Source organism: Streptomyces yokosukanensis (assembly GCF_001514035.1).
GTDB lineage: Bacteria > Actinomycetota > Actinomycetes > Streptomycetales > Streptomycetaceae > Streptomyces > Streptomyces yokosukanensis.
Genome location: NZ_KQ948209.1, coordinates 82644 through 96838 on the forward strand (window position 1 = coordinate 82644; position 14195 = coordinate 96838).

The window sequence follows — 14195 nt, forward strand, 5'->3', positions numbered from 1 at the left end:
CGGCCGCCCCACCGCGGACCACACCAACCCTCAGCCGAACGCGAATCCGGGAGGACCTGATCACGATGGCCATCACCGACGACCTGCGCAAGACCCTCAGCGACCCGACTCCGCTCTACTTCGCCGCCGGCACCGCCGACCTCGCCCTGCAGCAGGCCAAGAAGGTGCCCGCCCTGGTCGAGCAGCTGCGCACCGAGGCTCCGGCCCGCATCGAGGCCGTGCGCAACACCGACCCGAAGGCCGTGCAGGAGAAGGCCGCCGCCCGCGCCAAGGAGGCGCAGGAGAACCTGCAGACCAAGGTCAACGGGTTCCTCGGCACCATCGACGGCGACCTGAAGAAGCTCGGCGAGCAGGCCCAGGACCTCGCCCTGCGCAGTGTCGGCGTCGCCGCCGAGTACGCCGTCAAGGCCCGCGAGACCTACGAGAAGGTCGCCGAGCACGGCGAGCAGGCCGTGAAGAACTGGCGCGGCGAGGCCGCCGAGGACATCGAGGAACTCGCGATCGCCGTCGAGGGCAAGCCCGAGGCGGAGGCCGAGCCGAAGCCGGCCGAGGCCAAGGCCGAGCCCGCCGCGGAGAAGAGGCCGGTCGCGAAGAAGGCTCCGGCCGCCCGCAAGGCGACCACCGCGAAGAAGGCCACGCCGCCGACGAAGTGACCCCACCTCCTAGGTGACAAAGGGCCGGGCACCTTGGGGGTGTCCGGCCCGTTGTACGGGTACGGTGGCTGTACGGACTCGACTCGGGTGGTGGGCATTGTGCTGATGACGGCAGTCGGCGGAGTGATGTGGCTGATCTTCACCGCCATGCTGGCGTTCGCCATCGTGGCGTTCGTGATGGCCGCGATCTTCCGCGAGGACGCGTACCGCGCCGCGGACAAGCAGAACAAGGGCTTCTGGCTGATCATCCTGGGCGTCGCGGTCGCCGTGAACCTCTTTGTCCCGATGCTGTTCCTGCAGCTCGCGGGTCTGGTCGCGACGATCGTCTTCTTCGTGGACGTACGGCCCGCTCTCCAGCAGGCATCGGGCGGCCGAGGCTTCCGCCGCCGCCGGGGCAGCAGCAGCGACGGCCCCTACGGCCCCTGGAACGGCGGCCGCTAGACGCAGTTCGCCGCGCCTCTAAGGCACGCTGCAGCTCGCCCACCCGAGGGGCGCGGGGAACGGCGCGACCGGCCACGAACCACCCGCACCCGGCGACGCCAAGGAGCTCGCCGGCAGCGCGAGCCCCGATCGACATGCCCCGACCTACGGCGTCCGGTCCAGCAGGACCACCGCGACGTCGTCGGTCAGTTCGCCGCCGTTGAGGTCTCGGACCTCACTCACCGCGGCCCGCAGCAGGCTCTCTCCGCGCAGGCCCTCGGAGAGCTGGCGGCGGATCATCGACACCATCCCGTCCTGGCCCAGCCGCTCCCCGGTGCCGCCGACCCGGCCCTCGATCAGACCGTCGGTGTAGAGCATCAGGCTCCACTCGGCCCCCAGCTCCACCTGCATCCGCGGCCAGCGGGCGCCGGGCAGCAGGCCGAGCGCGGGGCCGTTGTTGTCGTACGGCAGCAGCCGGGCGGGCCGGCCGGGGCGGGCGACCAGCGGAGCCGGGTGGCCGGCCAGGCACAGGCCGGCGCGGCGGCCGTCCGGCGCGATGTCCACCGTGCACAGGGTCGCGAAGATCTCCTCGTCGGACCGCTCGTGCTCCAGCACCTGCTGCAGCGTGCCCAGCAGCTCGTCCCCGCACAGCCCGGCGAGCGTCAGCGCGCGCCAGGCGATCCGCAGCTCCACGCCGAGTGCGGCCTCGTCCGGGCCGTGGCCGCAGACGTCGCCGATCATGGCGTGCACGGTGCCGTCGGGGGTGCGTACGGCGTCGTAGAAGTCGCCGCCGAGCAGTGCCCGGGAACGGCCGGGGCGGTAGCGGGCGGCGAAGCGCAGCGCGGAGCCGTCGAGCAGGGGCGTGGGCAGCAGCCCGCGCTCCAGTCGGCGGTTCTCCTGTGCGCGCAGCCGGCCCTCCGCCAGCCGTCGCTCGGCCGAGTCGGAACGTTTCCGCTCCACCGCGTACCGAATGGCACGGCTGAGCAGCCGGCCGTCCAGCTCGTCCCGGAAGAGGTAGTCCTGGGCGCCCACGCGCACGGCCTCGGCGCCGCGCTCGGCGTCGCCGGAGCCGGTCAGTGCGAGCACGGCGTGCCGGGGCGCGAGCCTGAGCACGTGCTTGAGCACGGCCAGCTCGTCGCCGGTGTCGCCGCCGGGCGCGGGCAGCGCGAGGTCCAGCAGGATGCAGTGGACGTCGTCGGTGAGCAGCCGCTCGGCCTCGGTGAGGTTGCGGGCGGTGCGCACGCGGATCGGCTTGCCGGCGGAGTCCAGCAGATCGGGCACGATCGGCGAACCGGCCGGATCGTCCTCGATCAGCAGCAGGGTGAGAGTGGCGCCGGCGGTGCCGGTGGCCGTGGCGTCGCGGTGGGCCTCTTCCTTGAGGGGGCCGCCGACTGCGGTGGCGGCCTGCGCCTGACCACTCTCCACGGCCGGGATCGCTCTCTGCCGCGGTACGGGTACGGGCATCGTGTCGGGTTCCTTCCCTCCCCCCGAGGGCACGGTGGCGCCGAGGGTCTCGATGCCACCGACGGGGACCATAGCGGCATTGCCCGCCTCGATGGAATGGTGTGAGCCGCGTCGCTCGCGCTCAGGCCGCCGTCATATGCCGCGTTCCGTACGACAGTTGGACAGGGTGCCCCGGCGTGGGGGATGACGAAGCTCACGTCCGGCCCCGGTGGGGGGCGGCGGTTGGCGGTGCGGTGAGTCACATGGCCTGCGTCACGGGGCCGTGGACGGCGTGCGCCGGGAGCGTGCGTATGGCGTGCGTCACCCCGGCCGCGCGGCCTACGCGTCCGGTCGTACGATCCCCAGGATCGGCATCGAGCCGGCGCCCGCGATCGTCACCGTCCGCCCCGGGCGCGGGGCCTGGATGATCGCGCCGTCGCCGATGTAGATGGCGACATGGCTGGCGTCGTCGAAGTAGATGACGAGGTCACCGGGGCGCATGTCCTTCGCGTCGACGTGCTTGAGCTGCTTCCACTGCTCCTGCGAGGTGCGCGGGATGGGGTGGCCGGCCGCCGCCCAGGCCTGGGAGGTCAGGCCGGAGCAGTCGAAGGACCCGGGCCCCTCGGCGCCCCATACGTACGGCTTGCCGAGCTGGGCGGTGGCGAACGCGACGGCCTTCTCGCCCTGCGCGGAGGCCTTGCCGTGGATCTTCTTGAGTATGCCGGTGTCCAGCCAGTCCGTCTGGGCCTTCAGGGCGGCCTGCTGCTCCAGCTGGTCGAGCCGCTCCTTCTCCTTCTTCTCCAGCCGTGACTCCAGCTTCTTCGCGGCGTCGATCCGCTGCTGGACCTTCTTCTTGGCGGTGGCCTTGGCCTTGCGCTCGGCGTCCAGCTTCTTCCACTGCTCGGCGGCGTCGTCCGCGTACGCCCGCAATTGCGTCTGGGTGCTGGTCAGTTCGCTCATCAGCGACTTGGTCGCCCGCTGGCTCTGGAGCATCAGTCCGGCTCCGTCCAGGACCTGTCCGGGATCGTCGCTGAGCAGGAACCGGGCGGTGGGCGGCAGGCCGCCGGTGCGGTACTGCTCGCGGGCGGCGGCGCCCGCCTGGTCCTTGTACCTCGCGAGCTTCTGCTGACCCGCGTCGATCTTCTTCGCCAGCGCGACGATCGTGGCGGACTGCTGCTTGGCCTTCTCCTCGGCCGCGTTGTAGGCGTCGGTGGCGACCGCCGCGTCGTGGTAGAGCTTGTCGAGCGTCTCGCGGACCTTCTCAAGGTCCTTGCTCGCCGGGGGAGTCGGGGAGGCGCTCGGAGTCGGCTTCGGATCGGCGAAGGCCGTGCCGGGTGCGCCGAGTACGGTCACCGCACAGACCACGGTCACAGCGGCCGAGAGAACGCCGCGCTTGCCCCAGCCCATCACAGATGCCCCCAAGCTGATTTACCGTCAGTAACTTACGGTGCCTCGGGGATGGTGTCATGGTGTGCCGCAAAGCGACAGAGGCAGGTGTTTCCCCCGTACCGCCCCGGCATGACGATCTCCCCGCCGTTGTGACGAACGGCGCACGAGATTCGTTCCGTCCCGTGCTCCCCGAACGGGGTCGCCGGCGAACGGGAGATGTCAGGACCGCGGCGCCAACGCCGCCCACGCCACGGTCACTTCGCCCTGCCGCCAGCGGGCCGGGGAGTCCGTCACCGGCCAGTCGGCCGTCAGGTCCCGCACCGCGCGCAGCCAGCGCTGCCGGGCACCGTAGGAGGCGTAGGGCGCGGCGGCGGCCCAGGCGCGGTCGAAGTCGCGCAGAAAGGCGTGCACCGGCTCACCGGGGACGTTGCGGTGGATCAGCGCCTTCGGCAGCCGTTCGGCGAGGTCGGAGGGCCGCTCCAGGGAGCCCAGCCGGGTGGCGAAGGTGACGGTGCGCGGCCCCTGCGGGCCGAGCGCGACCCACACGTGCCGCCGCCCGATCTCGTCGCAGGTCCCCTCGACCAGCAGTCCGCCGCGCGAGCCGGCGCCCGCCGGGGCGAGGCGCGCGCACAGCCGCTCCCAGACGGCGGCGACCTCGTCCTCGTCGTACTGGCGCAGCACATTGGCGGCCCGGATGAGCAGCGGCCGTCCGGGCACCGGGACCTCGAAGCCGCCGTGCCGGAAGGCGAGCCCCTCCCGCTCGTAGGGCCGCGCGGCCGCGACCCGCTCCGGTTCGATCTCGACGCCGATCACGCGCGCGCGGGGTGCGACGGTCCGCAGCCGGCCGAGCAGCTCGACGGCGGTCCAGGGCGCGGCGCCGTAGCCGAGGTCGATCGCCAGCGGGTCCTCGGCGTGGCGCAGTTCGCCGCCGTGCGCGGCGGCGATCCAGCGGTCCATGCGGCGCAGCCGGTTGGGGTTGGTCGTCCCGCGCGTCACCGTTCCCACGACGGGGGTCCCCCCGCTCGGGCGAAGCCGAGAGGGAGGGCGGGGCGCGGCGCGGGCTGTCATGTCTACGAGGGTAAGCGGGCGCCGGTACGGCCTCGGCCCGGCCGGGGCCGGTGGGGGCGGCGGCCGGTGTCCAGGGTCCGTGGGCAGGCTGTCGAAGACGGTGTCGTCGCAGGTCAAGGCCGGTCTGAAGAGCTTCCTGCGGCCGGTCGGGCACCGGTCGTGGACGCGGTCGGCCAGGTGGCTCGCCGACCTCACCCGCACCCGAACGGTTGATCGAATCAAGGTCATGATTGAGTAAAGGTACGTGTTCGGGAAATGGCAGGCACCCGGTCACTGTTGGACCTCCTCGGAGGGCGAGGTCGCTCCTCCGTCCGGCATGCCCGCAGCAAGGAGGACCGCCACGTGAGCCAGTACGTCAGCAGGCTCGGGCGACGCTCCCCGTCGGCCGCGTCACGGCTCCGGCTCCACCGTCGACCCCGCCGGGTCGCGATGCTCTCCGTGCACACCTCCCCGCTCCACCAGCCCGGCACCGGCGACGCCGGCGGCATGAACGTCTACATCGTGGAGCTGGCCCAGCGGCTCGCCGCCCTGGGCATCGACGTCGAGATCTTCACCCGGGCCTCGGCGGGCGGCCTGCCCCCCTCGGTCGAGCTGGCTCCCGGCGTCCTCGTCCGGCACGTCGACGCGGGCCCCTACGAGGGCCTCGCCAAGGAGGAGCTGCCGGCCCAGCTGTGCGCCTTCACGCACGGCGTGATGCAGGCCTGGGCCGGTCACCGCCCCGGCTACTACGACCTCGTCCACTCCCACTACTGGCTCTCCGGCCACGTCGGCTGGCTCGCCGCCCAGCGCTGGGGCGTGCCCCTGGTGCACGCGATGCACACCATGGCCAAGGTCAAGAACGCCAACCTGGCCGACGGCGACACCCCCGAGCCCGCCGCCCGTGTCATCGGCGAGACCCAGATCGTGGCCGCCGCCGACCGGCTCGTCGCCAACACGGCCGAGGAGGCCGACGAACTGGTCCGGCACTACGCCGCCGACCCGGCGAAGGTCGCCGTCGTCCACCCGGGCGTGAACCTCGACCGCTTCCGCCCGGCCGACGGCCGCGCCGCCGCCCGCGCCCGCCTCGGCCTCCCCGAGGACGCCCTGATCCCGCTCTTCGCGGGCCGCGTACAGCCCCTGAAGGCCCCGGACATCCTGCTGCGCACGGTGGCGGTGCTGCTGGACGAGCGGCCCGAGCTGCGCTCCCGTATCCAGGTCCCGATCGTCGGCGGCCCGAGCGGCAGCGGGCTCGCCAAGCCCGAGGGGCTGCAGAAACTCGCCGCCCGGCTCGGCATCTCGGACGTCGTACGGTTTCGCCCGCCGGTCGGTCAGGAGCAGCTCGCGGACTGGTTCCGGGCCGCGTCCGTGCTGGTCATGCCGTCGTACAGCGAGTCCTTCGGGCTGGTCGCGATCGAGGCGCAGGCGGCCGGCACGCCGGTGCTCGCGGCCGCCGTCGGCGGACTGCCGGTGGCCGTGCGCGACGGCGAGACCGGCTTCCTCGTGAACGGTCACGACCCCGCCGACTACGCGCGCGTGCTGAGCCGCTTCGCCGACCAGCCGGCCCTCCCGGCGACCATGGGCGCGGCCGCCGCCCGGCATGCGCAGTCCTTCGGCTGGGACCGGGCCGCCGCCGCGACCGCCGACGTCTACACGGCCGCGACCCACTCGCACCGCCGTCGCGTACGCTCCCACCATGGGTGATGTCGAGAAGACCGGGCAGGTCCTGGAAGATGCCCTGAAGGACGCCGAGCTGGAATGGGAGAGCCCCGAGCCCGGAAACTACGTGGTCAGGCTTCCGGGCACGCGCAAGCTCTCCACGACGGTCTCCTTCCTCGTCGGCCGTCACTCCCTCTCCCTGAACGCCTTCGTCGTCCGGCACCCCGACGAGAACGAGGCGGGCGTCCACCGCTGGCTCCTGGAGCGCAACCTGAAGCTGTACGGCGTGAGTTACGCCGTCGACCGCCTCGGCGACATCTACGTCACCGCCCGCCTCCCCCTCGCCTCCGTCACCCCCGACGAGATCGACCGCCTCCTCGGCCAGGTCCTGGAGGCGGCCGACGGCGCCTTCAACACCCTGCTGGAACTGGGCTTCGCCACCTCCATCCGCAAGGAGCACGCCTGGCGGGTGTCCCGCGGCGAGTCCACGCGCAACCTGGACGCGTTCAAGCATCTGATCGAACGCTCCGCCGACTGACGTACGGTACGACCCCTTCCCTCTGCTGCGGGGGTAGTGGCATGCTCACGGCCGACGAGAACCTGAACGTCGTTCATATGCATGAATATGAAGGGGCGGATGGGCATGAGCGGTACGCATCTGACGAGACGGACCCTGCTGGCCGCTGCCACGGCCGTGGCGCTCGGCGCGACGACGGTGAAGGCGGCAGCGGCCGAACGGGGTGAAGTCCCGCGGATCTGGGAGGAGTACAGGCGCTCCCCCTTCACCCACCCCCAGATCCCCTACGTCGGCCGCGCCGGCCACCGGGGCGGAGCCACCCGCTTCCCGCGCCCCCGGATCGTCGCCGACGTCACGGACCACGGCGCGGTGCCCGACGGCACCACCGACTGCGCCCCCGCGATCAACCGTGCCATCGCCGCCGCCGGAAGGGCCGGCGGTGGCACGGTCACCATCCCGCCCGGCGCCTTCCGCATCGACGGCCTGATCCGCGTCGGCGACTCGGGCGTCGTCCTGCGCGGCGCCGGCAGCGGCCGCACCACCCTGCACGCGACGAAGAACCTCACCGAACTGATCGGCGCCTACGGCTCCCGCTACGGCGGCGACAAGTCCGCCTGGTCCTGGGCGGGCGGCCTCATCTGGCTGGCCCCGCAGGCCCGTTGGGACTCGCTCGTCGCCGCCGTCCGGGCCCGCGACTGGCCCTTCGAGGGCTGGACCGGCAACAAGCGGGACGAGTGGAGGGCCCTGACGGCGGTGGAGCCGGCGAAGCAGGGCTCCTGGACGGTCACCGTCGCCGACGCCGGCGCGCTGCACCCCGGCCGGCTGGTCCTCCTCCGCCTGGCCGACGACCCCGCGCACACCCTCCTGCAGCACATGGCGGGCGGCGGCCCGGGTCCGGCGTCGTACCACTGGGACGACAAGACGAAACTGCTGTCCTACGTCCCCTACGAATGGCCGGTGCGCATCACCCGCGTCAGGGGCCGCCGGATCACCCTCGAACGCCCCCTCCCGCTCGACCTGCGCCCCGAGTGGAACCCCCAACTGACCACCCACGTCCAGGAGCTGACCGGCTCAGGGGTGGAGGGCCTGACGCTGGACGTGGTGGAGACCCCGATGTCCCCCCACCTTCTCGACAAGGGCTACAACGGTGTCGTCCTGCAGTGCGCCTACGACTGCTGGGTGGACGACGTCACGGTCCGCAACGTCGACAACGGCTTCGGCCTGGTCGCCGCCTCCGCCTGCACCCTGCGCCGCACGCGCGTCGCCGGCCGCGGCTCGCACCACCCCTACTTCTGCCGCGAGGGCTCCCACGACAACCTGGTCGAGGACTTCACCGTCGAGCAGCGCACGGTCCCGGCCCCGGCCGACACCCAGCTGCACGGCATCAACGTCGAGGGACTGTCGTCGTACAACGTCTGGTCGCGCGGCGACATGCAGATGGGCACCTTCGACAGCCACCGCGGCCTGCCCTTCGCCGACGTCCGCACGGACATCACCGTGAACAACAACGGCCGCCACGGCGGCGACGCCAACGCGGGCCCGCTCTTCGGCGCCCGCTTCACCCACTGGAACATCCGGGTCACCAACGGACGCGCGGGCCTGATGAAGATCGACGGCCTGGCACCGTACTCGGCGACCGTGGGGCTGAACACGGTCAGCGAGTTCGACCAGACCGACGTCCCCGACTTCACCGGCGATCTGCGCTCCCGCCTGGAGCTGTACGGCACCACGGACGCCGTGCGCCCGCGCAACCTCCACGACGCTCAGCGCGAGCTGCTGCGGTAGCGCCCCGGTGTCACCCCGACCGACTTCTTGAAGTGCCGGGTGAGATGGGCCTGGTCGTAGAACCCGGTGGCCGAGGCCACCTCGCCCGGCGTCAGCCCGTCCAGCAGCAGGCGCCGGGCGCGTCCGACCCGCCGCGACATCAGGTACTGGTGCGGGGCGATGCCGTACGCGCCGCTGAACGCCCGCACCAGATGGGCGGGATGGGCGTGCAGCAGCCGTGCGGCCTCCGCCAGCGGAAGGCCGTCGACGACACGGGCGTCCAGCAGCTCCCGCAGCCGCCGGCCGAGCACCGGATCGGGCCGGTGCGGCGGTGGGTCCGGCCGCCGCAGCAGATGGTCCCGCAGCCGCTCCCCGACCAGGGTCAGCCTGCTCTCTGCCTCCAGTTCGTCGCCGGGCAGGGCGAGGACCGCGTGCAGCTGCCCGACGCGCCGGCGCAGCAGCGGATCGCGCAGCTCGGGCCCGTCCACGGCGGCCCCGATCAAGTCCTCCGCCAGCCGGCTGCTGTCGAGGTAGACGACCCGCTTGCGGAAGCCGTCCGGGGTCGCGGGCGAGCCGTTGTGCGGCACATGCGGCGGCAGCAGCGTGACCGCGTCGAGCGGGGTGCCGTGCTCGTGCCGGTCGAGGTCGTACCGTACGGCCCCGTCGTCCACGATGAGCAGCGTCCAGGCGTCATGGACGTGCATCGGGTAGGCGTACTCGGTGAAGCGGGCGTGGAAGACCTCCACGACACCCGGTACGCGCGGGCGCCAGGCGGAGACTTCCTGCCGGTCGGCCACGCAAAGAACGTACAAGACCCGCGCTGCGGGTGCCCGGCAGTCTCAGTGCATGAACACCGATCCGACCCGCCCCGAGCCCGTCCGCTTCGACACGAAGATCGCCGTACTGCTGCGCGGGGACCTGGAGCCCTGGCAGCGTCTCAACGTCACCGCGTTCCTGGTCAGCGGCCTCGGCAACCAGATCCCCGAGGTGATCGGCGAGCCGTACGAGGACGCGGACGGCGTCGGCTACCTGTCCATGTTCCGCCAGCCGGTGTTGGTCTTCGAGGGCTCGAAGGAGACCCTGAAGGCGGCCCACGGCAGGGCGCTGAGCCGCGCCCTGCCCCGCGCCGTCTTCACCTCGGACCTGTTCGCCACGGGCAACGACCGCGACAACCGCGCGGCCGTGCGGGCCGTACCGACCGCCGAGCTGGACCTGGTGGGGCTCGCGGTGTACGGCCCGCGGGGCGGCGTGGACAAGGTGCTCAAGGGCGCGCGGATGCACCCGTGAGCCGCCGGGGGCCGGGTCAGTCGAACATGCCGGGCCGGTAGTCGCCGGCGGGCTGCCGGACGAGGACGTTGACGCGGTTGTACACGTTGATCAGGGCGATCAACGAGACGAGCGCGGCGAGCTGGTCCTCGTCGAAGTGCTCGGCGGCCTTCGCCCAGACCTCGTCCGGGACGCCGCCGGCCGCGTCGGCGATACGGGTGCCCTGCTCCGTCAGCTCCAGCGCGGCGCGCTCGGCGTCGGTGAACACCTCGGCCTCCCGCCAGGCCGCCACCAGGTGCAGCCGCTGCGCGCTCTCCCCGGCGGCGGTGGCGTCCTTGGTGTGCATGTCGGTGCAGAACGCGCACCCGTTGATCTGGCTGGCGCGGATCTTCACCAGCTCCTGCGTCGCGGCCGGCAGGGTGGAGTCCGAGACCACCTTCCCCGCCGAGTTCATGTACTTGAGGAACTTGCCGGTGACAGGGTTGGCGAAGAGGTTCATACGAACGTCCATGGCGTGCTCCCGCGGGGTGGCTGCTGTGCTTGCGCCTCACTGACGCGAGCGCCGGGCGAAATGTGACACGCCTACGGGTTCCACGCGGGTGGCGCCCCGTGCGCCGCCTATTCGGGTGCTTGTGCCTACGTCACCGCTTCCGGCACGGGGGCCGACGGCATACCTCTGGCGCAAGCACACATCGACCGAAGGAGACGCTCATGCGCGCACGCACCGTGCTGGCCGCCGTCGCTCTCGCCGGGACCGTCCTGCTCGGAGGTGCGGCCCAGGCCCTCGCCGACGACAACGACGACATGGGTAGCCCGATGAGTAACCAGATGAGCAACCCCATGGGGGGTGGTTCCATGGGCAGCCCCATGGGGAACGCCGGAGGTGATTTCGGGAGCACCTCGCACGCCAAATCCGATTTCGGACCGGATGCATCTGGCTTCGGCCAGGTCGGATCCATTTTCGATCGGACCAGCATGCACTGAGTGCCGGCCCGTGCCTTCATGCCCCGCCCCGCACCGTGATGTCCGCGGTGCGGGGCGGGGCATGTCCCGCGGCTCCCCGGGCGCCGCTCAGGCCGTACGGACCTCGGGCTCGGATTCGACGGCCGCGGCGGGCGCCGTCGCGCTCTGCCCGGGCAGCCCGCGCATGAGCGCCCCGTACCCAAGCCCCGCGACCGTGCCCAGCGCGGCGCACATCGCCCACAGCCACCGTGCGCCCAGGTGGTCGATGACCGCGCCGGACATCATCGGTGCGACCAGCGCGGCGACGGACCAGGACAGGGTGTACACGCCCTGGTACCGCCCGCGCCCGTGCACCGGGGAGAGCCGGACGACGAGTCCGGTCTGGGTCGGCGCGTTGACGATCTCGGCGAGGGTCCAGACGCACACGGTGACCATGAAGACGCCGACCGACCCGGCGAAGGCGGTGAGGCCGAAGCCGTAGCCGGCGAGCACCGAGGAGACGACCAGCAGGGTGCGCGGGTCGCGGTGCTCGATGAACCGGGTGACCGGGATCTGCAGGGCGACGATCAGGACGCCGTTGACGGCGATGGCGAGACCGTAGTCGGCGGGCGAGAACCCGGCGCGCCCCATGGCCACCGGCAGGCCGACCGAGCCCTGCATGAAGACCAGCGCGACGAGGAAGGAGAGCCCGACGACGGCCATGTACCGCCCGTCGCGGAGCACGGTCCCGAGGCTGACGGCGCTGTCCTTCTCCTTCACGTGCGCCGTGGGCCGGGACTCGGGCACCTTCAGGAAGACGACGAGCGCACAGGCCAGGGTCATCCCGGCCTCGATCAGGAACCCGGCGCGATAGCTGACCTCGGCGATGAACCCGGCGGCCATGGAGGAGACGGCGAACCCGAGGTTGATGGCCCAGTAGTTCAGCGAGAACGCCCGCACCCGGTCCTCGGGCCGGACGATGTCGGCCATCATCGCCTGCACGGCCGGCCGGGAGGCGTTGGACGCCATGCCGACGAGGAAGGCGACGGCGGCGATGGCGACCGGGTCGGTCATGAAACCGAGCAGCGCGACGGAGACGGCGGTGCCGGACTGGGCGATCAGCAGGGTCGGCCGCCTGCCCAGCCGGTCGGCCATGACCCCGCCGCCCAGCGAGGAGACGACACCGCCGAGCCCGTGCAGCGAGGCGACGAGACCGGCGTACGAGGCCGAGTAGCCGCGGTCGAGGGTGAGGTAGAGGGCCATGAACGTGGCCACGAAACCGCCGAGCCGGTTGACGAGTGTGCTGGTCCACAGCCACCAGAACTCGCGGGGGAGGCCGGAGACGCTCTCCCGGGCGGCACGTCGGAGACGAGCGGCGGACATGACAGGACCCCCCACGGATCGCGGGGCGCCCGGATAGGGGTCCCGTAAGTGGCTCAAGCGGTAGGCACAAATTACCTGCGGGGTCTGTCCGTGGCCACTCGTTTAACAGATGCCGTCAACCGTCCACCCATCGGCCGGTCCCGGCGCCGCCCGGAACCCGTGGATTACGCTCTTTCCCATGGCCGACGCACCGTACAAGCTGATCCTCCTCCGCCACGGCGAGAGCGAATGGAACGCGAAGAACCTGTTCACCGGCTGGGTGGACGTCAACCTCAACGAGAAGGGCGAGAAGGAGGCAGTCCGCGGCGGCGAGCTTCTGAAGGACGCCGGTCTCCTCCCCGACGTGCTCCACACGTCCCTCCAGAAGCGCGCGATCCGCACGGCCCAGCTGGCCCTCGAAGCCGCGGACCGCCACTGGATCCCGGTCCACCGCAGCTGGCGCCTGAACGAACGCCACTACGGCGCCCTCCAGGGCAAGGACAAGGCGGCCACGCTGGCCGAGTTCGGCGAGGAGCAGTTCATGCTCTGGCGCCGCTCCTACGACACCCCGCCGCCCCCGCTCGCGGACGACTCCGAGTACTCCCAGGCGCACGACGCCCGCTACGCCTCCATCCCGCCGGAGCTGCGCCCGGACACGGAGTGCCTGAAGGACGTCGTCGTCCGCATGCTCCCCTACTGGTACGACGGCATCGTCCCCGACCTCCTGGCCGGCCGCACGGTCCTGGTCGCCGCCCACGGCAACTCGCTGCGCGCCCTGGTCAAGCACCTGGACGGCATCTCCGACGCCGACATCGCGGGCCTGAACATCCCGACCGGCATCCCGCTCTCCTACGAGCTGGACGAGAACTTCAAGCCGATCACCCCCGGCGGCACGTACCTCGACCCCGAGGCGGCCGCGGCGGCCATCGAGGCGGTCAAGAACCAGGGCAAGAAGAAGTAACCCGTAACGATCAAGCCCCCTGGGCGACATGCGCCGAACGGCCCCCTCGGAGTGGTCTCCGAAGGGGCCGTTCGTGTACTCACGGCGGCCACGGGGCCGGCGTGGCAGGCCGGGTTCTCGGCCGTGTCAGTACTGCTCGGTCTCCATGAACCCCGTACCCCCGTTGTCGTCCGCGTCGAAGGCGGCGGCGGTGGGGTCGAATCCGGGCGGGCTGTCCTTCAGGGCCAGGCCCATGCCGGCCAGCTTCGCCTTGACCTCGTCGATGGACTTCGCACCGAAGTTGCGGATGTCCAGCAGGTCCGCCTCGGAGCGGGCGAGGAGCTCACCCACCGAGTGGACGCCCTCGCGCTTGAGGCAGTTGTAGGAGCGGACCGTGAGCTCCAGCTCCTCGATCGGCAGCGCCATGTCCGCGGCGAGGGCGGCGTCCGTCGGGGACGGACCCATGTCGATGCCCTCGGCGTCGATGTTCAGCTCGCGGGCGAGACCGAACAGCTCGACCAGGGTCTTGCCGGCCGACGCCATGGCGTCACGCGGACGCATGGCCTGCTTCGTCTCGACGTCGACGATCAGCTTGTCGAAGTCGGTGCGCTGCTCGACACGCGTGGCCTCGACCTTGTACGTGACCTTGAGAACCGGCGAGTAGATGGAGTCGACCGGGATACGGCCGATCTCCTGGCCCACCTGCTTGTTCTGCACGGCGGAGACGTAGCCGCGACCGCGCTCGACGGTCAGCTCCATCTCCAGCTTGCCCTTGCCGTTGAGCGTGGCGAGGACC

At 71.8% G+C, this 14195-nt stretch carries 15 protein-coding genes; 8 read left to right on the plus strand and 7 right to left on the minus strand.

All coding sequences use genetic code 11. The annotated features are described in order from the left end of the window. The first annotated feature begins 65 nt into the window (after positions 1-65). Both AQI95_RS10205 and AQI95_RS10210 read left to right on the plus strand, forming a co-directional pair. Positions 66-653, plus strand: coding sequence for a hypothetical protein (locus AQI95_RS10205; RefSeq protein WP_067120625.1), 588 nt, complete (start codon positions 66-68; stop codon positions 651-653). A gap of 126 nt (positions 654-779) precedes the next feature. Continuing rightward, positions 780-1094, plus strand: a complete 315-nt coding sequence (locus tag AQI95_RS10210) for a DUF2516 family protein (protein ID WP_425264875.1) — start codon at positions 780-782, stop codon at positions 1092-1094. Positions 1095-1238: 144 nt separating this feature from the next. On the opposite strand, the gene AQI95_RS10215 is transcribed toward AQI95_RS10210, so the two are convergent. The 3 genes from AQI95_RS10215 to AQI95_RS10225 all read right to left on the minus strand — a co-directional run bounded on the left by AQI95_RS10215 (position 1239) and on the right by AQI95_RS10225 (position 4973). Next, complete coding sequence (locus AQI95_RS10215) at positions 1239-2537, minus strand: PP2C family protein-serine/threonine phosphatase (protein WP_067121513.1); 1299 nt, start codon at positions 2535-2537, stop codon at positions 1239-1241. 318 nt (positions 2538-2855) lie between these two features. Next, on the minus strand, positions 2856-3923 hold the full coding sequence (locus AQI95_RS10220; protein ID WP_067120627.1) for a C40 family peptidase: 1068 nt from the start codon (positions 3921-3923) through the stop codon (positions 2856-2858). Positions 3924-4124: 201 nt separating this feature from the next. Further along, a complete protein-coding gene (locus AQI95_RS10225) occupies positions 4125-4973 on the minus strand; it encodes a class I SAM-dependent methyltransferase (RefSeq protein ID WP_425264872.1) in 849 nt (282 codons plus the stop codon). A 342-nt stretch (positions 4974-5315) separates the two neighbouring features. Between AQI95_RS10225 and mshA the strand changes: the two genes are divergently transcribed. The 3 genes from mshA to AQI95_RS10240 all read left to right on the plus strand — a co-directional run bounded on the left by mshA (position 5316) and on the right by AQI95_RS10240 (position 8910). After that, positions 5316-6653: a D-inositol-3-phosphate glycosyltransferase gene (mshA, locus tag AQI95_RS10230; RefSeq protein WP_067120629.1), complete on the plus strand. Its 1338-nt coding sequence runs from the start codon at positions 5316-5318 to the stop codon at positions 6651-6653. Beyond that, entirely contained in the window at positions 6646-7146 is a 501-nt protein-coding gene (locus AQI95_RS10235; RefSeq protein WP_067120630.1) for a type III secretion system chaperone family protein, read from the plus strand. The genes mshA and AQI95_RS10235 overlap by 8 nt, the downstream gene beginning before the upstream one ends. Before the next feature lie 99 nt (positions 7147-7245). Beyond that, complete coding sequence (locus tag AQI95_RS10240) at positions 7246-8910, plus strand: glycosyl hydrolase family 28-related protein (protein WP_067120632.1); 1665 nt, start codon at positions 7246-7248, stop codon at positions 8908-8910. On the opposite strand, the gene AQI95_RS10245 is transcribed toward AQI95_RS10240, so the two are convergent. Beyond that, on the minus strand, positions 8889-9686 hold the full coding sequence (locus AQI95_RS10245; RefSeq protein WP_067120634.1) for a helix-turn-helix transcriptional regulator: 798 nt from the start codon (positions 9684-9686) through the stop codon (positions 8889-8891). The two genes, AQI95_RS10240 and AQI95_RS10245, sit on opposite strands and share 22 nt — an antisense overlap. A gap of 49 nt (positions 9687-9735) precedes the next feature. Here AQI95_RS10245 and AQI95_RS10250 point away from each other — a divergent pair, with 49 nt between their 5' ends. Further along, positions 9736-10176 (plus strand): DUF2000 domain-containing protein, encoded by a 441-nt coding sequence (locus tag AQI95_RS10250; RefSeq protein ID WP_067120636.1) that lies wholly within the window; start codon positions 9736-9738, stop codon positions 10174-10176. Positions 10177-10192: 16 nt separating this feature from the next. On the opposite strand, the gene AQI95_RS10255 is transcribed toward AQI95_RS10250, so the two are convergent. Further along, positions 10193-10666, minus strand: a complete 474-nt coding sequence (locus tag AQI95_RS10255; RefSeq protein ID WP_067120638.1) for a carboxymuconolactone decarboxylase family protein — start codon at positions 10664-10666, stop codon at positions 10193-10195. Positions 10667-10866: 200 nt separating this feature from the next. Between AQI95_RS10255 and AQI95_RS10260 the strand changes: the two genes are divergently transcribed. Further along, positions 10867-11139, plus strand: a complete 273-nt coding sequence (locus AQI95_RS10260; RefSeq protein WP_067120640.1) for a hypothetical protein — start codon at positions 10867-10869, stop codon at positions 11137-11139. 87 nt (positions 11140-11226) lie between these two features. Here the strand turns inward: AQI95_RS10260 and AQI95_RS10265 are convergent, their stop codons facing one another. Beyond that, a complete protein-coding gene (locus tag AQI95_RS10265) occupies positions 11227-12480 on the minus strand; it encodes an MDR family MFS transporter (protein ID WP_067120641.1) in 1254 nt (417 codons plus the stop codon). A gap of 178 nt (positions 12481-12658) precedes the next feature. On the opposite strand from AQI95_RS10265, the gene AQI95_RS10270 reads away from it, so the two are divergent. After that, entirely contained in the window at positions 12659-13420 is a 762-nt protein-coding gene (locus tag AQI95_RS10270) for a phosphoglyceromutase (RefSeq protein ID WP_067120643.1), read from the plus strand. Between the two features lie 126 nt (positions 13421-13546). Here the strand turns inward: AQI95_RS10270 and AQI95_RS10275 are convergent. Continuing rightward, positions 13547-14195, minus strand: a 649-nt coding sequence (locus tag AQI95_RS10275; protein WP_167361938.1) for a DNA-directed RNA polymerase subunit alpha, incomplete at its 5' end; no start/stop codon positions are given.

Coding starts and splice junctions, on each gene's coding strand:
- AQI95_RS10205 (WP_067120625.1), top strand. CDS start 66: ATGGCCATCACCGACGACCTGCGCAAGACCCTCAGCGACCCGACTCCG.
- AQI95_RS10210 (WP_425264875.1), top strand. CDS start 780: ATGTGGCTGATCTTCACCGCCATGCTGGCGTTCGCCATCGTGGCGTTC.
- AQI95_RS10215 (WP_067121513.1), bottom strand. CDS start 2,537: ATGCCCGTACCCGTACCGCGGCAGAGAGCGATCCCGGCCGTGGAGAGT.
- AQI95_RS10220 (WP_067120627.1), bottom strand. CDS start 3,923: ATGGGCTGGGGCAAGCGCGGCGTTCTCTCGGCCGCTGTGACCGTGGTC.
- AQI95_RS10225 (WP_425264872.1), bottom strand. CDS start 4,973: ATGACAGCCCGCGCCGCGCCCCGCCCTCCCTCTCGGCTTCGCCCGAGC.
- AQI95_RS10235 (WP_067120630.1), top strand. CDS start 6,646: ATGGGTGATGTCGAGAAGACCGGGCAGGTCCTGGAAGATGCCCTGAAG.
- AQI95_RS10240 (WP_067120632.1), top strand. CDS start 7,246: ATGGGCATGAGCGGTACGCATCTGACGAGACGGACCCTGCTGGCCGCT.
- AQI95_RS10250 (WP_067120636.1), top strand. CDS start 9,736: ATGAACACCGATCCGACCCGCCCCGAGCCCGTCCGCTTCGACACGAAG.
- AQI95_RS10255 (WP_067120638.1), bottom strand. CDS start 10,666: ATGGACGTTCGTATGAACCTCTTCGCCAACCCTGTCACCGGCAAGTTC.
- AQI95_RS10260 (WP_067120640.1), top strand. CDS start 10,867: ATGCGCGCACGCACCGTGCTGGCCGCCGTCGCTCTCGCCGGGACCGTC.
- AQI95_RS10265 (WP_067120641.1), bottom strand. CDS start 12,480: ATGTCCGCCGCTCGTCTCCGACGTGCCGCCCGGGAGAGCGTCTCCGGC.
- AQI95_RS10270 (WP_067120643.1), top strand. CDS start 12,659: ATGGCCGACGCACCGTACAAGCTGATCCTCCTCCGCCACGGCGAGAGC.